The organism is Methylobacterium sp. TK26 (assembly GCF_055361565.1).
In genome coordinates, this window is the sequence record NZ_CM143965.1 from 653,928 (window position 1) to 672,366 (window position 18,439).

The 18,439-nt window shown below is 71.4% G+C and carries 17 protein-coding genes; 9 read left to right on the forward strand and 8 right to left on the reverse strand.

Annotation, left to right across the window (positions count from 1 at the left end; genetic code table 11):
• The first annotated feature begins 51 nt into the window (after positions 1 to 51).
• The gene (locus ACXJ1Y_RS03295) at positions 52 to 1,212 is read left to right on the forward strand and encodes a L,D-transpeptidase family protein (protein WP_463848744.1); all 1,161 of its coding nucleotides are present in this window, start codon (positions 52 to 54) and stop codon (positions 1,210 to 1,212) included.
• Positions 1,213 to 1,483: 271 nt separating this feature from the next.
• Positions 1,484 to 2,407: an MBL fold metallo-hydrolase gene (locus ACXJ1Y_RS03300; protein WP_463848745.1), complete on the forward strand. Its 924-nt coding sequence runs from the start codon at positions 1,484 to 1,486 to the stop codon at positions 2,405 to 2,407.
• Positions 2,408 to 2,421: 14 nt separating this feature from the next.
• On the opposite strand, the gene ACXJ1Y_RS03305 is transcribed toward ACXJ1Y_RS03300, so the two are convergent.
• Positions 2,422 to 2,616: a hypothetical protein gene (locus ACXJ1Y_RS03305; RefSeq protein WP_342163607.1), complete on the reverse strand. Its 195-nt coding sequence runs from the start codon at positions 2,614 to 2,616 to the stop codon at positions 2,422 to 2,424.
• 188 nt (positions 2,617 to 2,804) lie between these two features.
• Here ACXJ1Y_RS03305 and ACXJ1Y_RS03310 point away from each other — a divergent pair, with 188 nt between their 5' ends.
• Positions 2,805 to 3,995, forward strand: coding sequence for a complex I NDUFA9 subunit family protein (locus ACXJ1Y_RS03310; RefSeq protein ID WP_463850021.1), 1,191 nt, complete (start codon positions 2,805 to 2,807; stop codon positions 3,993 to 3,995).
• On the opposite strand, the gene ACXJ1Y_RS03315 is transcribed toward ACXJ1Y_RS03310, so the two are convergent.
• From ACXJ1Y_RS03315 to ACXJ1Y_RS03325, 3 genes are read right to left on the reverse strand one after another with little or no spacing between them, the layout of a single operon-like run.
• On the reverse strand, positions 3,992 to 5,191 hold the full coding sequence (locus ACXJ1Y_RS03315) for a CaiB/BaiF CoA transferase family protein (protein WP_463848746.1): 1,200 nt from the start codon (positions 5,189 to 5,191) through the stop codon (positions 3,992 to 3,994). The two genes, ACXJ1Y_RS03310 and ACXJ1Y_RS03315, sit on opposite strands and share 4 nt — an antisense overlap.
• A gap of 10 nt (positions 5,192 to 5,201) precedes the next feature.
• A complete protein-coding gene (locus tag ACXJ1Y_RS03320) occupies positions 5,202 to 5,990 on the reverse strand; it encodes an IclR family transcriptional regulator (RefSeq protein WP_463848747.1) in 789 nt (262 codons plus the stop codon).
• Positions 5,987 to 6,883, reverse strand: coding sequence for an NAD(P)H-dependent flavin oxidoreductase (locus ACXJ1Y_RS03325; RefSeq protein ID WP_463850022.1), 897 nt, complete (start codon positions 6,881 to 6,883; stop codon positions 5,987 to 5,989). Before ACXJ1Y_RS03325 ends, ACXJ1Y_RS03320 begins: the two co-directional genes overlap by 4 nt.
• A gap of 395 nt (positions 6,884 to 7,278) precedes the next feature.
• Here ACXJ1Y_RS03325 and ACXJ1Y_RS03330 point away from each other — a divergent pair, with 395 nt between their 5' ends.
• From ACXJ1Y_RS03330 to ACXJ1Y_RS03345, 4 genes are read left to right on the forward strand one after another with little or no spacing between them, the layout of a single operon-like run.
• The gene (locus ACXJ1Y_RS03330; RefSeq protein ID WP_463848748.1) at positions 7,279 to 9,351 is read left to right on the forward strand and encodes a 3-hydroxyacyl-CoA dehydrogenase NAD-binding domain-containing protein; all 2,073 of its coding nucleotides are present in this window, start codon (positions 7,279 to 7,281) and stop codon (positions 9,349 to 9,351) included.
• Positions 9,348 to 10,532: an acetyl-CoA C-acyltransferase gene (locus ACXJ1Y_RS03335; RefSeq protein ID WP_463848749.1), complete on the forward strand. Its 1,185-nt coding sequence runs from the start codon at positions 9,348 to 9,350 to the stop codon at positions 10,530 to 10,532. The genes ACXJ1Y_RS03330 and ACXJ1Y_RS03335 overlap by 4 nt, the downstream gene beginning before the upstream one ends.
• A gap of 3 nt (positions 10,533 to 10,535) precedes the next feature.
• Positions 10,536 to 11,732 (forward strand): acyl-CoA dehydrogenase family protein, encoded by a 1,197-nt coding sequence (locus ACXJ1Y_RS03340; protein ID WP_463848750.1) that lies wholly within the window; start codon positions 10,536 to 10,538, stop codon positions 11,730 to 11,732.
• Between the two features lie 12 nt (positions 11,733 to 11,744).
• Complete coding sequence (locus tag ACXJ1Y_RS03345) at positions 11,745 to 12,899, forward strand: acyl-CoA dehydrogenase family protein (protein WP_463848751.1); 1,155 nt, start codon at positions 11,745 to 11,747, stop codon at positions 12,897 to 12,899.
• Between the two features lie 32 nt (positions 12,900 to 12,931).
• On the opposite strand, the gene ACXJ1Y_RS03350 is transcribed toward ACXJ1Y_RS03345, so the two are convergent.
• The 4 genes from ACXJ1Y_RS03350 to ACXJ1Y_RS03365 form a co-directional block, all read right to left on the reverse strand.
• Positions 12,932 to 13,801, reverse strand: coding sequence for a tetratricopeptide repeat protein (locus tag ACXJ1Y_RS03350; RefSeq protein ID WP_342163596.1), 870 nt, complete (start codon positions 13,799 to 13,801; stop codon positions 12,932 to 12,934).
• Positions 13,802 to 14,091: 290 nt separating this feature from the next.
• Positions 14,092 to 15,186, reverse strand: a complete 1,095-nt coding sequence (locus ACXJ1Y_RS03355) for a 5-(carboxyamino)imidazole ribonucleotide synthase (RefSeq protein ID WP_463848752.1) — start codon at positions 15,184 to 15,186, stop codon at positions 14,092 to 14,094.
• A complete protein-coding gene (purE, locus tag ACXJ1Y_RS03360; RefSeq protein ID WP_463848753.1) occupies positions 15,183 to 15,677 on the reverse strand; it encodes a 5-(carboxyamino)imidazole ribonucleotide mutase in 495 nt (164 codons plus the stop codon). The genes ACXJ1Y_RS03355 and purE overlap by 4 nt, the downstream gene beginning before the upstream one ends.
• Positions 15,678 to 15,755: 78 nt before the next feature.
• Positions 15,756 to 15,974, reverse strand: a complete 219-nt coding sequence (locus ACXJ1Y_RS03365) for a YdcH family protein (protein WP_463848754.1) — start codon at positions 15,972 to 15,974, stop codon at positions 15,756 to 15,758.
• A gap of 172 nt (positions 15,975 to 16,146) precedes the next feature.
• Here ACXJ1Y_RS03365 and ACXJ1Y_RS03370 point away from each other — a divergent pair, with 172 nt between their 5' ends.
• Together ACXJ1Y_RS03370 and ACXJ1Y_RS03375 are read left to right on the forward strand one after the other, a co-directional pair.
• Positions 16,147 to 16,326 (forward strand): YdcH family protein, encoded by a 180-nt coding sequence (locus ACXJ1Y_RS03370; RefSeq protein WP_243956359.1) that lies wholly within the window; start codon positions 16,147 to 16,149, stop codon positions 16,324 to 16,326.
• A gap of 165 nt (positions 16,327 to 16,491) precedes the next feature.
• The gene (locus ACXJ1Y_RS03375; protein WP_463848755.1) at positions 16,492 to 18,402 is read left to right on the forward strand and encodes a propionyl-CoA synthetase; all 1,911 of its coding nucleotides are present in this window, start codon (positions 16,492 to 16,494) and stop codon (positions 18,400 to 18,402) included.
• Positions 18,403 to 18,439 lie beyond the last annotated feature (37 nt).

Sequence of the window (18,439 nt, forward strand, 5' to 3'; positions counted from 1 at the left end):
TGATGCGGCACCCCTCGGGACGCATCGCGCCCCTGGATCCCGCCCCGGTTCATGCCCTTCCGGACAAGCCTCGCCGCCGGCCTCGTCCTCCTCGCCCTCGGCTCTGCCGCGACGGCGCAGGACAAGGCGACGGCTCCGATCCCGGCGGGCACGCTCGCGATCATGGCGTCGAAGGGCACCAGTGCCTCGGCGCCGGTCGTGTTCCGCGCCTACAAGCGCGAATCGGAACTCGAAGTCTGGAAGAAGGCGGCCAAGGGCTACGTCTTCATCAAGTCCTTCCCGATCTGCCGCTGGTCGGGCCAGCTCGGCCCCAAGACCCGCAACGGCGACCGGCAGGTGCCGGAGGGGTTCTATTCGGTCGCGAAGCGGCAGATGAACCCGAACTCGCACTATCACCTGTCCTTCGACGTCGGATACCCGAACGCCTACGACCGCGCCCACGGCGGCAGCGGCTCGGCGATCATGGTGCACGGCATCTGCTCGTCCATGGGCTGCTTCGCCATGACGAACGGGACGGTGGAGGAGATCTACGCCATCGCCCGCGAGGCCCTGGCCGGGGGGCAGGCGGCCTTCCAGTTCCAGGCCTTCCCGTTCCACATGACGGCGGAGAACCTCGCCCGCCACCGGAGCGATCCGAACTTCGCCTTCTGGCAGAACCTGAAGGAGGGCGCCGACCGGTTCGAGGCGACGGGGGAGGAGCCGCAGGTCTCGGTGGTCGGCGGGCGCTACGCCTTCGCCCCCTCCAAGGACCCGAAGCGCGAGGCCGCCTACGTCACCCGCCACGCCATGGAGGAGGCGCGGATCGCCACCCTCGCCACCGAGGCGCCGGCCGTCCGCACCACCTATTCCGATGGCGGGCAGAACGCCTTCTGGGCGGCCTACGTGTCGCGCGGCGGCGCGGTCGGCGACATCAGCCGGCCGGAGGCCCTGGCCTTCGCCGCGCAGGAGGTCATCGTGACGCCGGCCCGCCGCCGGGCGGCCCCGGTGCCGGAATCGGTCTGGACCAGCTGGATCGCCGCCGCGCCCCGGCCGGGCGAGGCGCCCTTCGTGCCCGCCTATGCGAGCCCGCGCGATTCCCTCGCCCGCCTCGCCGACCCGTTCCAGACCCGTTACGCCGACAGCCTGCCGCGTCTTTTGCGCGACACTCTCGGCCAGGATGGCGAGCCGCGACTCAGCCGGCCCGGCCTCGTCGCCTCGGCGGCCCCGCTCTGACGCACGGCCGGACGGAAGAAGTCCTTCCCCGGCAAAGCTTTAGCGCCCGACCGAAATGTCATGGCTGACCTGCGGGGAGGCCGTGATCGGCGCCGGCCCCATGTGTGGGCCCGCACATCGCGGCACGGTTACATTCCCCAATTCATTGTCCATCAGGGACGAAACGGTAGTCCTGTAACGGACTTCTGCCGGACTTCGCCCATTTTCTCTGGAACGACGACGGAGATCCGATCCTTGTTGCGGTCGGGAAGGTCCGTCCGAAGTGATCACCATGTCCCAGGATCCCGTGCCCCTTCCGGGCACAGCGAACGACGACCTCGTCCTCAGGTTCTGGGGCGTCCGTGGGTCGACCCCGGTCAGCGGGCCGCAATACGCCGAGTTCGGCGGAAGCACCCCGTGCCTGGAGGTCCGCTGCGGCGAGCGCCTGTTCGTGATCGACGCCGGCTCGGGCCTGTACAACCTCGGCCAGAACCACCGGACCGACCTGCCCCAGCGGGTGGACCTGCTGTTCAGCCACCTTCACCTCGACCACACGGCGGGCCTGCCCTTCTTCAAGCCGGCGGTGCTGGACTGCGACCGCACCATCCGCACATGGTGCGGCAACCTCGACGGCCAGTCGGCGGGCGAGGCCCTCGACAGGCTGTTCGCGCCGCCGCTGTTCCCGATTACACTCGACGCCCTGTGCTGCACGTTCAGCCATCACGGGTTCAAGGCCGGCGAGCCGCTGGTCTTCGAGGACGGGACGCGCGTGGACACGATCCTGCTCAACCATCCGCAGGGGTCGGTGGGCTACCGGTTCGACCATAACGGCCGGCGCCTCTGCATCATCAGCGACATCGAGCACCGCGACCCGTGGCCGGATCCGGCCCTGGCGGAGTTCGTCGCGGGCGCCGACCTGATGGTCTACGACGGCATGTTCACGGATTGCGAATATCCGACATGCCGGGGCTGGGGCCATTCCACATGGCAGAAGGGCGTCGAGCTCGCCCACGCCGCCGGGGTGAAATCGGTGGCGATCATCCACCTGCACCCGGCCCATTCCGACACGACCCTGCAGGCCATGGAAGCGGACCTGCAGGCCGAAATGCCGAGCGCCTTCATCGCCCGCGAGCATCAATCGGTGGTGGTGGGCGGGCGGAGTGCGGACCTGCACGCCGTGGCCGGCGAGGCCCGCCCCCGCGTCCGCGCGGCCTGACCTCCGCATCCGAATCAGGCCGGGCGGTTTCCGCGTGCGGCGCTGAAGCGGCGGAAGGCGAACAGCACGAACAGGGCGGCCCCGACCGTCAGGATGCTCCATCCGAAGGGCGACACCGCCTGATCGTCGATCGGGTGGCCGATGCGCCCCAGCGCCACGAGCAATCCGAACACGGCGACCACGGCCGAGGCGAGCATCCCGAACATCATCGCATTCCCTGCAAGCGATCTGGGTGAGAGCGGGGGAATGTCCGCGCCGCGCCGTCGTTCCCCGGCGAGACGGATCGGCTCATCACATCACCGCGCGCGGTCCTCGCCTCTCCCCTGCGGCGCCAGGTTGGGCTAAGGAGGCCCCGGCAGTGTTTCTTCCGCACTGCAAGGAGCCCGAGACGACGGTGATGACCGGCCAGGAAACGCATCTCGACCCGCAGCACGAGACGCCCGCCGGGCCGGCGCGGCGCCCCGACACGCAGCTCGTGACGATCTTCGGCGGTTCCGGCTTCCTCGGCCGCCACGTCGTCCGGGCGCTCGCCAAGCGCGGCTACCGGATCCGCGTCGCGGTGCGGCGGCCGGACCTCGCCCTGTTCCTCCAGCCGCTCGGCAAGGTCGGCCAGATCGTCGCCGTGCAGGCGAACCTGCGCTACCCGGACTCGATCACCCGCGCCGTCGAGCGGTCGGACGTGGTCATCAACCTCGTCGGCATCCTGCAGGAGAGCGGGCCGCAGCGCTTCGCGCGGCTCCAGGCGGACGGGGCCGGCGCCATCGCCCGCGCCGCCGCCGCCAACGGCGCGCGGATGATCCAGGTTTCGGCCATCGGCGCCGACGCGAACTCGCCCTCGGCCTATGCCCGCACCAAGGCGGAGGGCGAGGCCAAGGTGCTCGCCGCCTGCCCGGACGCGATCATCCTGCGCCCGTCGCTGATCTTCGGGCCGGGCGACAGCTTCTTCAACCGCTTTGCGGGCCTCGCCCGCGCCCTGCCGGTGCTGCCGCTGGCCGGCGCGCAGACCCGCTTCCAGCCGGTCTTCGTCGGCGACGTGGCCGAGGCCGTCGCCAAGGCGGTCGATGGGCAGGTCGCGGGGGGCAAGGTCTACGAACTCGGCGGGCCGGAGGTCGCGACCCTCGACCATCTCGTCCGCTACATGCTGAAGACCATCCAGCGCAGCCGCCTCGTCCTCGACCTGCCGCTGCCGCTGGCCAAGATCCAGGCGCGGGCGCTGGAGATCGTGAACACCCTGACGCTCGGGATGCTGCCGGACGAGCTGAAGCTCACCCGCGATCAGGTGATCCTGCTCCAGACCGACAACGTCGTCTCCGACGCGGCGAAGGCGGAAGGCCGCAGTATCGAGGCGTTCGGCATCGTGCCGACCGCCGCCGAGGCCGTCGTGCCGGGCTACCTCTGGACCTTCCGCAAGGCGGGCCAGTTCGCGGAAGGCCGCGGCACCGAGGCCCAGGCCGGGGTGCCGGACATGATCGCCCCGGAGCCGATGGCCGCTCCCTCGACCCACCGCCCCGAGCGCGCCGCCGGCCCGGCCATCGGCGCCGATGCCGGCAGCAGCCCCATGGGCTCCCGCTGGGGCACGCGGCGCTAGCGCACCACGCCCTTCGCCTTCAGCGCCTCGCATGCGGCGGGGCCGAGGCCCAGGCGCTCCTCCAGGATCTCGGCGGTGGACCCGCCGAGATCGGGCGGCATCCGGCGGACGGGCAGGCGCCGCCCGTCGAGGCGGTAGGTCGGGGCGATGACGGTGCCGCCGGCCTCGCCGGGGACGATCAGCCCGGCTTCCTTCGCCCGGTCGCCGAGCAGCGCCTCGCGCAGGCCCGTCACCTCGCCGCAGGGGATGCCGCATTCCCGCAGCCGCGCGATGAGGTCGCGGCGGGTCCATTTGGCGAGTTCGGCGTCCAGCACCGGCACGAAGGCGGCGCGGTTCTTCGAACGGTCGAGATTGGTCGCGAAGCGCGGGTCGGCGCAGAGGTCGGGCCGCTCCAGCACCTGCTCGCAGAAGCGCCGGTACTGGCCGTTGTTGCCCACTGTGATGACCAAAGGCCCGTCGCCGGCCTCGAACACGCCGTAGGGCACGATGGAGGGATGGGCGTTGCCGTAGCGGGGCGAATCGAAGCCCTGCGCCAGGGATTCGAGCCCGTAATACGAGGTGAGCGAGACGCCGCTGTCGAACAGCGCGAGGTCGATCCTGCGGCCCTTTCCGGTGCGCTCCCGCTGGTAGAGTGCCGCGATCACCGCCTGCGCCGCGTATTGGCCGGTGAACAGGTCCACCGCCGCCACGCCGAACTTGAGGGGCGGCCCGCCCTGCTCGCCGTTCAGGGCCATGACGCCCGATTCGCCCTGCACGACGAGGTCGTAGCCCGGCCGCGTCGCCTCCGACCCGTCCGAGGCGTAGCCCGCCACCGAGCAGTAGATCAGGCCCGGGTTGTCGGCCGACAGGGCGTCGTAGCCGAGGCCGAGCCGGTCGGCGCCGCCGGTCTTGAAGTTCTGCACCAGCACGTCGCTGTCGCGGGCCATCGCCTTCACCAGGGCGAGGCCCTCCGGGTCGGCGAGATCGACGCCGATGGAGCGCTTGTTGCGGTTCACGCTGTCGAAATACGAGGTGTTGCCCGGCGTCGTGCGCACGCCCCAGTCGCGGGTGTCGTCCCCCCGCTCCGGATGCTCGACCTTGATCACGTCGGCCCCGAAATCGCCGAGCACCTGCGCGCACCACGGCCCGGCCAGCACCCGCGACAGGTCGAGGACGCGGATGCCGGTCAGCGGCAGGTCGTCGGGGTCGAACAGCATCGCGTCATCCTCAAGCGCCCATCACGCCGTCGAGGCCGCGCACGGCCTCGATCAGCAGCGGACGGGCCACCTCCATCAGGAAGCGCCCGTCGGTGATCACCGAGGGGGCGCCGCAATTCACCGACATCGCCGGCAGGCCCCCGCCGGGGTCGAACCCCACGGCGATGGCGGAAACCGTCTCCTGCCACTCGCCGAAGGAGGTGCAGCAGCCGATCTCCCGGTGCTCCTGCACCGCCCGGTCGAGCCCGGCGCGCAGCTTCGGCCACGCCACCGGGTCGAGGGCCTTCAGGTCCTCGTAGATCCGCTCGCGCTCCCGCTCGGGGCAGATCGCGACATAGGCGCGGCCCATGGCGCTGCGGGCGAGCGAGATCCGCGAGCCGGTGTCGAGGTTGAGCGCGATGGCCGCCGGGCCTCGATGGCAATCGACGTAGCGCATGCTCAACCCGTCGCGAACGCCGAACCCCACGGAGGCGTTCGCCGCCTCGGCCACCGCCCGCAGGGCCGGCCGGGCGATGGCGCGCACGTCGAGCCCGCCCAGCGCCGCCGAGGACAGGGCGATGGTCGCCGTGCCGAGGCGATAGCGGCCGGATTCCGGCAGGTGCTGCAGGTAGCCGAGGCGGGTCAGGGTGTGGGTCAGCCGCGAGACCGTGGAGCGCGGCAGGCCGCAGGCCTCCGCGATGTCGTGGTTGGCGAGGCTCGTCCGCCCCGGCCCGAAACAGGCGAGCACCGACAGGCCCCGGGCGAGCGCCGTGACGAAGTGCCGGTCCTCCCCGGCCGCCTCCGCGGCGAGGTCGCTCATCCCGCGAGCCGGTTTTTCGCCTCGGCGTATTCCCGGGCGAGGCGGGCGACGAGGTCGGCGGTGGGGGGGGCGTCGTCGATGCTGCCGACGCCCTGGCCGGCGCCCCACACGTCCCGCCACGCCTTCACCTGGGCGCTGCCGAAATCCATCGCGCTCTTGTCGCGCTCCGGCAGGGCGTTCGGGTCGAGCCCGGACTTGAGGATGCTCGGCGTCAGGTAATTGCCCGGCACGCCGGTGAAATAGGGCGTGTAGAGGATGTCGTTGGCCGAGGAACCGGCGATCATCTCCCGGTAGCCCGGCGCGGCGTTCGCCTCCTGCGTGGCGATGAAACGCGTGCCCATATAGGCGAGGTCGGCCCCCATCGCCTGCGCGGCGAGGATCGCCGAGCCCGTGGCGATGGCCCCCGACAGGATGATCGGCCCGTCGTAGAAGCGGCGCACCTCCGAGACCAGGGCGAAGGGCGAGAGCGTGCCCGCATGCCCGCCGGCCCCGGCGCAGACGAGGATCAGCCCGTCGACCCCCGCCTCCAGCGCCTTCTCCGCATGGCGGACGGAGATGACGTCGTGGAACACCACCCCGCCATAGGCGTGGACCGGCTTGATCACCGCATCCGGCGCCCGCAGGCTCGTGATGATGATCGGCACCGCGTGGCGCACGCAGGCCTCGACATCCTGCGCCAGCCGGTCGTTCGAGGCGTGGACGATCTGGTTCACCGCGAAGGGCGCGATCCGTCGCGAGGGGTCGGCGGCCTGGGCCTCTTGCAGGGTGGTGGTGATCCGCGTCAGCCACTCGTCGAGGACGGGTTGCGGCCGCGCGTTCAGCGCCGGGAACGAGCCGACCACCCCCGCGAGGCATTGCGCGATCACGAGGTCCGGCCCCGAGACGATGAACATCGGCGAGGCGATGACCGGCAGGGCGAGCCGCCCCCGCAGGGCCGGCGGCAGCCGCGCCTCGGCGGCGGAGGGGACGGTCACGCCGCTCACGGCCGGTCTCCCGGCGTCGGACGGCGCGAAACGGGCATCCGGCTCTTCACGCGGGTCTCCTCCCTGGCGGCCTCCGAAGGGGCCGCGCAACCGCAAAGGACCGCGACGGGTTGAACCCCGTCTCGCGGCGGCGGAAGGGTTCGCATGGCCCCGCCGAGCCTGTCAAACAGGGTCTTTCGCCCCGTTCCGCCAGCCGAGACGGCGTTGCGTTCCGATCGTTCCGCGCCTTGACAGGCCCGTCCCCGACCGGCCACCCTGGCGCAAATGCAGAACGACATTCCGCACAGCGGAACAGGGAGGGCCTGGTGATCAAGCGTGACGACCACGGCGGCATCGCCGTGCTCACCCTCTCCAACCCGCCCGTCAACGCGCTCGGCGCCGAACTCCGCGCCCGGCTCGACGCCGCCCTGGCCGAGACCTTCGCGGACGAGACCGTGCGGGCCGTCGTGCTGGCGGCCGAGGGCAAGCTGTTCGTCGGCGGGGCCGACATCAGCGAGTTCGGCAAGCCGCCGCAATCGCCGATCCTGCCCGACATCCTGGCCCGGCTGGACGCCGCCCCGAAGCCGGTGGTCGCCGCCATCAACGGCGCGGCGCTCGGCGGCGGGCTCGAACTGGCGCTCGCCTGCCACGCGCGGCTCGCCGCGCCGGGGGCGAAGCTTGGTCTGCCGGAGATCAAGCTCGGGCTCATCCCCGGCGCGGGCGGCACGCAGCGCCTGCCGCGCCTGATCGGCCCGGCCCCCGCCTTCGCCATGATGCTGACCGGCGAGCCGGTGAGCGCCGGCAAAGCCGCCGAACTCGGCTTCGTGGACAAGGTGGAACTCGGCGACCTCGTGGAGGCGGCGCGGGTCCATGCCCGCGAGCTGGCCGATGCCGGGCGGCTCCCCCGCGCCCGCGACCGGGACGAGCACCTGACGCCATCCGCCCGCGAGACCTTCGAGGCCAAGGCGGAGGAGGCGCTGAAGCGCGATTCCCAAGCAACCAACGTCGCCGCCCTGGTGCGCGCGGTGCGCGGCGCGTTCGACAAGCCCTTCGACGCGGCGGTCGCCGCCGAGCGCGAGGAATTCCGCGCCCTGGTGGACGATCCCCGCTCGAAGGCCCTGCGCCACGCTTTCTTCGCGGAGCGCGAGGCGGCGAAGGTGCCGGGCCTGCCCAAGGACACGCCCCGCCGGGAGATCGCCCGCGCCGCCGTGATCGGCGCCGGCACGATGGGCGGCGGCATCGCCATGTGCTTCGCCAATGCCGGCATCCCCGTCACGGTGATCGAGACCGAGCAGGGCGCGCTGGCCCAGGGACTCGACCGGGTGCGCGGCCTCTATGCCGGCTCGGCCAAGCGCGGCTCGATCTCGGAGGAGGAGCGCAACGCCCGCATCAGCCGCATCACCGGGGCGGTCGGCCTCGCCCATGCGGCGGAGGCCGACATCGTGATCGAGGCGGCCTTCGAGGAGATGGGCGTCAAGCGCGCGATCTTCACCGAACTCGACCGGATCGCGAAGCCCGGCGCGATCCTGGCCACCAACACCTCCTACCTCGACGTGAACGCCATCGCCGCCGTGACGAGCCGGCCGCAGGACGTGCTCGGCATGCACTTCTTCAGCCCGGCCAACGTCATGCGCCTCGTGGAGGTGGTCCGCGCGGAGAAGACCGCGCCGGACGCGCTGGCCACCGCCCTCGACCTCGGACGGCGCCTCAACAAGCTGCCGGTGGCGGTCGGCGTGTGCTTCGGCTTCGTCGGCAACCGCATCCTGGAGAAGCGCAGCAAGGCCGGCGAGCGGCTGTTGCTCGAAGGCGCCCTGCCGCACGAGATCGACGCCGCCGTGACCGAGTTCGGCTTCCGCATGGGGCCCTACGCCATGAGCGACCTCGCCGGGCTCGATATCGGCTGGCGCTCGCGCAAGGATTTCGGCGGGCGGGCCCCGGTCGCGGATTCGCTGGCCGAGATGGGCCGCTACGGCCAGAAGACCGGGCGCGGCTTCTACCTCTATCCCGATGGCGCCCGCACCGGCACCCGCGACCCGGAGGTGGAGACGCTGATCGAGCGCACGTCCGCCGAGCACGGCCTCACCCGCCGCCACTTCACCGCCGACGAGATCGTCGCGCGGCTGATGTACCCGATGGTCAACGAGGGCGCCCGCATCCTCGAGGAGGGGATCGCGGCCCGGCCCGGCGACATCGATACGATCTGGATCAACGGCTACAATTGGCCCGCGTGGCGCGGCGGCCCGATGCACTGGGCCGATGCGGTCGGCCTCGACAGGATCGCCGCCGACCTCACCCGCTTCGCCGCCGAGACCGGCGACGAGAGCCAGGAGCCCGCCCCCCTCCTGAAGCGCCTCGCCGCCGAGGGCGGCCGCTTCGCCGATGGGACGGCGCGCGCATGAGCCACGCCGTCATCGTCTCCACCGCGCGCACGCCGATCGGCAAGGCCCAGCGGGGCGCGTTCAACCAGACCCACGGCGCCGACCTCGCCGCCCACGCGATCCGCGCCGCCCTCAACCGCGCCCGGCTCGAACCGGAGGCGGTGGAGGAGGTGGTGATCGGCTGCGGCTATCCGGAAGCCTCGACCGGCGGCAACGTCGCCCGCCGCGCCGCGCTCATTGCCGGAATGCCCGTCGCCTCGGCGGGGGTCACGGTCTCGCGCTTCTGCGCCTCCGGGCTGGAGGCCATCGCCTCGGCCGCGCGGCGCATCGTCCTCGACGGCGTGCCCGTCTCCGTGGCGGGCGGGGTCGAATCGATCAGCCTCGTCCAGCCGCATGTGCAGCGCGAACTCACCCGCAACGCGTGGCTCGACGCACACCTGCCCTCCATCGCCATGCCGATGATCGAGACCGCCGACATCGTGGCCGAGCGCTACGGCGTCTCGCGGCAGGCGCAGGACGCGTTCGCCCTGGAAAGCCAGCGCCGCACGGCGGCCGCGCAGGAGGCCGGGCTGTTCGATGACGAGATCGTGCCGATGAGCGCGGTCATGGCCGTCACCGACAAGGCCACCGGGGAAACGCGGCAGGTCGAGACGCGGCTCACCAAGGACGAGGGCAACCGCCCCGACACCACGCTCGACGGCCTCGCCAAGCTCAAGCCCGTGCGCGGGGAGGGCGCCTTCATCACCGCCGGCAATGCCAGCCAGCTCTCGGACGGCGCCTCGGCCAGCGTGCTGATGTCCGCCGAGGAGGCGGCGCGGCGCGGGCTGACGCCGCTCGGGACCTTCCGGGGCTTCGCCTCGGCGGGCTGCGCGCCGGAGGAGATGGGCATCGGCCCGGTCTTCGCCGTGCCGCGCCTGCTCGAACGGCACGGGCTCACCGTCGCCGACATCGACCTGTGGGAGTTGAACGAGGCCTTCGCCTCGCAATCCGTCTATTGCCGCGACCGGCTCGGGATCGACCCGGCACGGGTCAACGTGAACGGCGGCGCCATCGCCATCGGCCATCCCTTCGGCATGTCGGGCGCCCGCCTCGTCGGCCACGCCCTGCTGGAAGGACGCCGCCGGGGCGCGCGCTATGCCGTCGTCACGATGTGCGTCGCGGGCGGCCAGGGCTGCGCCGGCCTGTTCGAGATCGGAGGCTGATCCATGGATCTCCGCTTCACCCCCGAGGAAGTCGCCTTCCGCGACGAGGTCCGCAGCTTCTGCCGGGAGCAGATCCCCGCCGAGATCCGCAGGAAGGTCTCCGAAGGGCGCGGCCTCTCGAAGGAGGACATCGTCACCAGCCAGCGCATCCTGAACGCCAAGGGCTGGGCGGTGCCGCATTGGCCCAGGGAATGGGGCGGCCGGGATTGGACCACCGTCCAGCGCTACATCTACACGGAGGAGCTGTTTCAGGCGGCGGTGCCCCTGCCGCAGCAGTTCAATTGCTACATGTTCGGCCCCGTGCTGGCGACCTTCGGCCGGCAGGACCAGAAGGCGCGCTTCCTCCCCCGCGCCGCCAACCTCGACGATTGGTGGTGCCAGGGCTTCTCGGAGCCCGGCGCGGGGTCCGACCTCGCCTCCCTCAAGACCAGGGCGGTGCGCGACGGCGACCATTACATCGTGGACGGCCAGAAGACCTGGACGACGCTCGGCCAGCACGCGGACTGGATCTTCTGCCTGGTGCGCACCGACTTCGAGGCGAAGAAGCAGAGGGGCATCTCCTTCCTGCTCATCGACATGAAGACGCCCGGCATCACCGTGCGCCCGATCATCACCCTGGAAGGCCGCCACGAGGTCAACGAGGTGTTTTTCGACGCGGTGCGGGTGCCCGTGGAAAACCTCGTCGGCGAGGAGAACAGGGGCTGGGACTACGCCAAGTTCCTGCTCGCCAACGAGCGCACCGGCATCGCCCGGATCGGCCTCACCAAGGAGCGGATCACCCGCATCAAGCGCCTCGCCCGCGAGATGCCGGCGGGGGCGGGCACGATGTGGGACGACCGCGATTTCCGCGCCCGCGTCGTGGGCGTCGAGGTCGAGCTGAAGGCCCTGGAGATCACGCAGATGCGGGTCGCGGCCAAGCAGGGCAGGGCGGATTCCGTCGAGCCGGACCCGGCCTCCTCGCTCCTGAAGATCCGGGGCTCGCAATTGCAGCAGGCGGCGACCGAACTGCTCCTCGAACTCGCCGGCCCCTTCGCGCTCGCCGCCCCCGCGCGGGGGCAGGGCGCCAACGATCTGCCGGGCGGGTTCGACTGGGTCGATGCCGCCGCGCCGAGCTACTTCAACAACCGCAAGGTCTCGATCTACGGCGGGTCGAACGAGATCCAGCACAACGTGATCGCCAAGGGCATCCTGGGGCTCTGACAGGACATCGGCATGGATTTCGACCTGAACGAGGATCAGTCGCTCCTGCGCGACAGCGTCGAGCGGCTCTGCGCCGACCTCTATCCCGCGTTGGAGGCCCGGCAGAAGCATGCGGGCGCCCCCTTGGGCTTCCCCGAGGCGAACTGGCGGGCGTTCGTGGAACTGGGCATCCCCGGCCTGCCCTTCTCGGAAGAGGAGGGCGGGTTCGGCGGCGGGCCGGTGGAGACCATGCTCGTCATGGAGGCGGTGGGCCGCAACCTCGTCGTGGAGCCTCTGCTCGCCTCGGTCGTCCTCGGCAGCACCGCCCTGCGCCTCGGCGGCAGCGCGGCGCAGAAGGCGCGGTACATCCCCGGCCTCGTCGAGGGCTCCCTGCGGCTCACCCTGGCCCATACCGAGCGGCAATCACGCTACGACCTGTTCGACGTGGCCACCACCGCCCGGCGCAGCGGGGACGGCTTCGTGCTCAATGGGGCGAAGTCCATCGTCCCGAACGCCGACTCGGCCGGGCTGATCGTGGTCTCGGCGCGCGTGTCCGGCGAGCGGCGCGACCGGCGCGGGATCGGCCTGTTCCTCGTGCCCGCCGACGCGGCCAGCGTGGGCGTGACGGCCTATCCGGCCCAGGATGGCGGCCGGGCGGCGGAGGTCTCGTTCTCGGACGTGACCGTGCCGGCCGACGCCGTTCTCGGCGACCCGGAGGCTGGCCTGCCCCTGCTGGAACGGGTGGTCGAGCACGGCATCGCGGCGCTGGCGGCCGAGTCGGTGGGCTCGATGGAGACCCTGCACCGGCTGACCGTCGAGTACCTGAAGACGCGCACGCAGTTCGGCACCTCCATCGGCGCCTTCCAGGCGCTGCAGCACCGGGCCGTCGACATGCTGATCGAGCTGGAGCAGGCCCGCTCCATGGCGCTCTACGCCGCGATGATGGTGGAGTCGGACGATCCGGCGGCCCGCGCGGCGGCGCTGGCGGCGGTGAAGATCCGCATCAACACCGCCTGCCGCGCCCTTGGCCAGGAGGCGGTGCAACTACACGGCGGCATCGGCATGACGATGGAATATCTCGGCGCCCACCACTTCAAGCGCCTCGCGATGATCGCGACGCAGCTCGGCGACACCCCGCACCACATGCGGACCCTCACCGACGCGGAGGACGGGCTGCTGGCGGCGTGAGGGGGCGGCCCCCTCACGGCCCTTCCGGGGCGTCAGTTGAACACCGAACCCAGGCCGCCCTGCACGCGGGCGAGGCCCGACTTCGCGACGCCGTTGCCCGGGTCGATGGTCGCGGCGCGCTGGTAATTGTCGAGCGCTTCCTTGCGCTGGCCGGACTTCTCGTAGGCGAGGCCGCGATAGGCCCAGGACGTGGCGTCCTTGTTGTTCACGTTGAGCGCCGCGTTGTAGTCCTCGATCGCCTTCGGATACTGGTTCGTGGCGATCAGGCTCTGGCCGCGCGCGGCGTAGGGCGCCGAGACGAAGGGGTTCCGGTCGATGGCCGCGTCGAAATCGGCGATGGCCTGGGTGTCGAGACCCTGCTTCTGCTTCACCAGACCGCGCGCATGGTACGCCTCGGCCGATTCGGGGCTCAGGCGGATCGCGACGTTGAGGTCGTTGAGGGCGCCGTCGAGGTTGCCCTGCGCCCGCTCCACGTTGGCGCGGCCGATATAGGCCGGGCCGTAATTCGGATCGGCGCTGATCGCCTTCGAGAAATCCTGCAGCGCGGCGTCGTTACGGCCGGTCTGGCGCAGGGCCAGCGCCCGGTTGTTGTAGGCCGAGGCCGAGTTCGGATCGAGCTGGATCGCCTTCGTGAAGTCGTTGATCGCCTCGCTGAACTGGCCCGCGCGGGCATAGGCCGCGCCGCGGGTCGTGTAGGCGGCGGCGTCGTTCGGGTTCCGCTGCACCACTTCGCTGAGCGAGGCGATGTTGCTCGTCGTCGCCCCCGTCGTATCCGTTTCCAGCACCGCGTACTGGCGCGCGCCCGCGGCCGAACCCACGGTCTCGCAGCCCGCCAGCCCCGCAGCCGCGACCACCGCCGCGCCGACCAGCGCGGCCTTCACGAGCCCGTTGCGTTGCGTCATCGCCCCATTCTCCCGGGAGCCGCCGCGCCCCGCACGGTGCCCCGCCCCTAGTCCTGTCCGCGCCGGCGCATCGCGCCCGGTTCCGGCAACCCGCGCGCAACCTCGCGCAACGCGGTGAATGCCCCCTTAAGCCGGGCCGCCCGATCGCGGCCGGGCGAACCCTGGAACGGTTGGAAGCGGCGGGATGTGGCGAAGGTATGGCCCCCGCCGCCGGGCCGCGCAATCGCGCCGCCCGCCGTCTCTTCCGGCGGACGGGTGTGGCGCGCGGGCCGCAACCGGGGCGGGTGCGATCAGCCCTTGAGGCGGGTGACGTGGCCCATCTTGCGGCCGGGGCGGGCCTCGCCCTTGCCGTAGAGGTGCAGGTGCGCGCCGGGCTCCGCGAGGAGCGACCGCCACGCCTCCACCTGATCGCCGATCAGGTTCTCCATCTCGCAGGGCAGGCCGCCCGTGCGGGCCGCGCTGCCGAGCGGCCAGCCGCAGACCGCGCGGACATGCTGCTCGAACTGCGAGGACAGCGCGCCCTCGATGGTCCAGTGCCCGGAATTGTGGACGCGCGGCGCGATCTCGTTGACCACGAGCCGCTCGCCGCCCTCGCGCACGAGGAACATCTCCACCGCCAGCACCCCGACATAATCGAGGGCGTCGGCGATGGCGCGGGCGATGCGGAAGGCCTCCTGCGCCGTCTCGGGGGAGACGCCCTCGGCCGGCACCCGCGTGAAGGCCAGGATGTGGTTGCGGTGTTCGTTCTCGCAGAGGTCGAAGGCGGCGAAGCTGCCGTCGGCGCCGCGCGCGGCCACCACCGAGACCTCGCGCTCGAAGGGCACGAAGCCTTCGAGGATCAGCGGCGCGCCGCCGAACTCCGCGAAGATCGCGTTGCGGTCGCCCTCGCCGGGCTCGCGGATGATGCGCTGGCCCTTGCCGTCGTAGCCGAAGCGGCGGGTCTTCAGCACCGCCGGCAATCCGATCGTCTCCAGGGCGCGGGCGAGGTCGTCCGGCGTGTCCACGGGCCGGAACGGCGCGGTGGGGATGCCGAGCCGATTGATGAATTCCTTTTCCGAGAGCCGGTCCTGGGTCGTCGCCAGGGCCTCGGCGTTCGGGTGGAGCGGCGCGTGGCGGGCCAGCACCTCGGCGGTGGCGCGGGGGATGTTCTCGAACTCGTAGGTCACGACATCCACCGACGCCGCGAAGGCGGCGAGCGCCGCCTCGTCGTCATAGGCGGCGCAGGTGGTCCGCGCGGCCACGTCGAAGGCCGGGCTGTCGGCATCGGGGGCGTAGACATGGACCTTCAGCCCATGGTTCGCCGCCGCGAGGGCGATCATGCGGCCGAGCTGGCCGCCGCCGACGATCCCGAGCACCGCGCCGGGGGCAATCGCGTTCTGCGTCACTGTCCTTGAGTCTCCGGCCGTTCGGCCACGGATGCGCTCTGCGCCGCGCGCCACGCGTCGAGGCGGCCCGCCAGCGCCTCGTCCGAGAGGGCCAGCACGGCGGCGGCGAGGAGCGCGGCGTTCACCGCCCCGGCCCGGCCGATGGCGAGGGTCCCCACCGGCACGCCGGCCGGCATCTGCACGATGGAGAGCAGGCTGTCCTGTCCCGAGAGGGCCTTCGATTCGACGGGGACGCCGAAGACCGGAAGGCTCGTCATGGCGGCGGCCATGCCCGGCAGGTGCGCCGCGCCGCCGGCCCCGGCGATCACCACCTTGAACCCGTCCCCGCGCGCACCCTTGGCGAAGGCGACGAGCCGGTCGGGCGTGCGGTGGGCGGAGACGATGCGGGCATCGTAGGGGATCGCCAGCGCATCCAGGGTCTGCGCGGCATGGCACATGGTCGCCCAGTCCGACTGGCTGCCCATGATGATCGCGACGGGTGGCGCCGACATGCGTGGTTCCAGCAAAAGAGGGCGCTTAACCGCGCGGCACGCGGATCGCAAGGCGGGACGGCTGCCGACCCACCGCCTTCAGGCGATGATGTCCGGCGTCAGCACGTCCTCGATGTAGGAGATCCGGTCGCGCAGGGTCAGCTTGCGCTTCTTCAGCCGCTGGATCTGCAACTGATCCCCCGCCACGCTCCGCTCCAGCGCCTCGATGGCGCCGTCGAGGTCGCGATGCTCCTCGCGGAGCCGGCCCAGTTCCGATTCGAGATCGGACTGCCCGTTCTCACCCGACTCAGCCGCCATCGCACCCTTGAAAACCGAAACCCCTTCGAAGGTCAGAAGCATGCGTCACGCCTCAGCGGTGGGCAAGCGCCGGAGCAACCCTTGCGAAAGGTTGCCCAGCGAAAACGCTTCGACAGGCCCGCCAACCTGTGTCAGTCTGCCCGTGTCAGAACAATGACAGGAGATTCGCCTCATGTCGCTGCAGACGCATCTGAGCCAACTCGCCCGTAAGCACGAAGCCCTCGAGCGCGAGATTCAGGAGGCCATCCACAGGCCCTCGGCAAGCGATCAGCAGATAGCGGAACTCAAGCGCCGAAAACTTCACCTCAAGGATGAGATGAACAGGCTGCAAGCCACCGGCACCTTGCACTGACACCCATGCGATAGGCCAAGGCAGGCCGCGCCGCTCCCCACCGGACGGCGCGGCTTTTTCATGCCCTGAAAGGTCCGGGCGGCACACCGATGACGGTGCGGCCGGCGATCTGGTAAGCTCGGCGCGAGACGGCGGAAGACCGTCCAACGACCCCGAGGACACGCCATGCCAGCGAGCCGCTACGCCGAAACCCACGCCGCCGCCGCGCGCGACCCCGAATCGTTCTGGCGGGACGCCGCCCGCGCCATCACCTGGGACCGGATGCCGGAACGGGCCTTCGACGGAGGCCAGGGTCCCTACGGACGCTGGTTCCCGGATGGCCGGCTCAACGCCTGCTACAATGCCGTCGACCGGCACGCGGAATCCGACCGCCGCGACCAGGTCGCGATCATCCACGATTCGCCCGTCACCGGCACCAAGCGGACGATCACCTACGGCGCGTTGCGCGACGAGGTCGGCACGCTCGCCGCCGTGCTCGCCGACCTCGGCGTCGGCCAGGGCGACCGGGTGGTGATCTACATGCCGATGGTGCCCGAGGCGATGGTCGGGATGCTCGCCTGCGCCCGCCTCGGCGCGGTGCATTCGGTGGTGTTCGGCGGCTTCGCGGCCAACGAACTCGCCAAGCGCATCGAGGACGCGCAGCCGAAGGTGGTGCTCGCCGCCTCCTGCGGCCTGGAGCCGAACCGGGTCGTCGCCTACAAGCCGCTCCTCGACGCGGCCATCGCAGCCTCCGCGCACAAGCCCTCGGCCTGCCTGATCTTTCAGCGCCCGCAATGCCGGGCCGACCTCGACCCCGCCCGCGACCATGACTGGGCCGGGACGATGGAGGCCGCGCGGGCGGCGGGGAAGCACGCCGGCTGCGTGAGCATGGCGGCCACGGACCCGCTCTATGTCCTCTACACGTCGGGCACGACGGGCAAGCCGAAGGGCGTGGTGCGCGACACGGGCGGGTACCTCGTGGCGCTCGCCTGGTCGATGCCGAACCTCTACGGCGTCGCCCCCGGCGAGACCTACTTCTGCGCCTCCGACATCGGCTGGGTCGTCGGGCATTGCTACATCGTCTATGCGCCGCTCCTGCACGGCTGCACCACGGTGCTCTACGAGGGCAAGCCGGTGGGCACGCCCGATGCCGGGGCATTCTGGCGGGTGCTGGAAGAGCACAAGGTCGTGTGCCTGTTCACGGCGCCGACCGCTCTGCGCGCCATCAAGAAGGAAGACCCGCAGGGCGAACTCGTCGGCCACCACGACCTGTCGTCCTTCCGCTCCCTGTTCCTGGCGGGCGAGCGGGCGGACCCGGATTCCGTCGCCTGGGCGGAGCGGGTGCTCGACCGGCCGGTCATCGACCATTGGTGGCAGACGGAGACCGGCTGGCCCATCGCCGGCAACCCGGTCGGGCTCGGCCTCCTGCCGGTGAAGCGCGGCAGCACCTGCGTGCCGATGCCGGGCTACGACGTGCGTGTCCTCGACGAGGGGGGCAAGGAGGTGCCGCGCGGCACGATGGGCACCATCGCGATCCGCCTGCCCCTGCCGCCCGGCTGCCTGCCGACGCTGTGGGGCTCGGACGAGCGGATGCGCGAGAGCTACCTCACCACCTTCCCCGGCTATTACGACACGTCGGATGCCGGGATCATCGATGAGGACGGCTACATCACCGTGCTCGGCCGCACCGACGACATCATCAACGTCGCCGGGCACCGGCTCTCGACGGGCGGGATGGAGGCGGTGCTCGCCGCCCACCCGGACGTGGCGGAATGCGCGGTGATCGGCATCCGCGATGCGCTGAAGGGCGAGGTGCCCTGCGGTTTCGTGGTGCTGAAGGCCCGCGTCTCCCGCGATCCCGCCGAGATCGAGCGGGAGCTCGTGGCGAAGGTGCGGGAGGAGATCGGGCCGGTGGCGGCGTTCAAGCTGGCGCTCACCGTGGCGCGCCTGCCCAAGACCCGCTCGGGCAAGATCCTGCGCGCGACGATGAAGCGCATCGCCGACGACGAGCCCTGGACCATGCCGGCCACCATCGACGACGCGAGCGTCCTCGACGAGATCGGCGACAGCCTCAAGACCCGTGGGATCGGCGGCTAGTACAGAGACGCACTCACTCCGTTCATGCGTCTCTGTA

Bases quoted from the DNA above. Each gene is read 5' to 3' on its own strand.
- ACXJ1Y_RS03310 (WP_463850021.1), top strand. From the start codon at position 2,805: ATGACCGGCCAGGAAACGCATCTCGACCCGCAGCACGAGACGCCCGCC.
- ACXJ1Y_RS03335 (WP_463848749.1), top strand. From the start codon at position 9,348: ATGAGCCACGCCGTCATCGTCTCCACCGCGCGCACGCCGATCGGCAAG.
- purE (WP_463848753.1), bottom strand. From the start codon at position 15,677: ATGTCGGCGCCACCCGTCGCGATCATCATGGGCAGCCAGTCGGACTGG.
- ACXJ1Y_RS03365 (WP_463848754.1), bottom strand. From the start codon at position 15,974: ATGGCGGCTGAGTCGGGTGAGAACGGGCAGTCCGATCTCGAATCGGAA.
- ACXJ1Y_RS03370 (WP_243956359.1), top strand. From the start codon at position 16,147: ATGTCGCTGCAGACGCATCTGAGCCAACTCGCCCGTAAGCACGAAGCC.
- ACXJ1Y_RS03350 (WP_342163596.1), bottom strand. From the start codon at position 13,801: ATGACGCAACGCAACGGGCTCGTGAAGGCCGCGCTGGTCGGCGCGGCG.
- ACXJ1Y_RS03315 (WP_463848746.1), bottom strand. From the start codon at position 5,191: ATGCTGTTCGACCCCGACGACCTGCCGCTGACCGGCATCCGCGTCCTC.
- ACXJ1Y_RS03345 (WP_463848751.1), top strand. From the start codon at position 11,745: ATGGATTTCGACCTGAACGAGGATCAGTCGCTCCTGCGCGACAGCGTC.
- ACXJ1Y_RS03325 (WP_463850022.1), bottom strand. From the start codon at position 6,883: ATGTTCATCGTCTCGGGGCCGGACCTCGTGATCGCGCAATGCCTCGCG.
- ACXJ1Y_RS03320 (WP_463848747.1), bottom strand. From the start codon at position 5,990: ATGAGCGACCTCGCCGCGGAGGCGGCCGGGGAGGACCGGCACTTCGTC.
- ACXJ1Y_RS03305 (WP_342163607.1), bottom strand. From the start codon at position 2,616: ATGATGTTCGGGATGCTCGCCTCGGCCGTGGTCGCCGTGTTCGGATTG.
- ACXJ1Y_RS03295 (WP_463848744.1), top strand. From the start codon at position 52: ATGCCCTTCCGGACAAGCCTCGCCGCCGGCCTCGTCCTCCTCGCCCTC.
- ACXJ1Y_RS03375 (WP_463848755.1), top strand. From the start codon at position 16,492: ATGCCAGCGAGCCGCTACGCCGAAACCCACGCCGCCGCCGCGCGCGAC.
- ACXJ1Y_RS03340 (WP_463848750.1), top strand. From the start codon at position 10,536: ATGGATCTCCGCTTCACCCCCGAGGAAGTCGCCTTCCGCGACGAGGTC.
- ACXJ1Y_RS03300 (WP_463848745.1), top strand. From the start codon at position 1,484: ATGTCCCAGGATCCCGTGCCCCTTCCGGGCACAGCGAACGACGACCTC.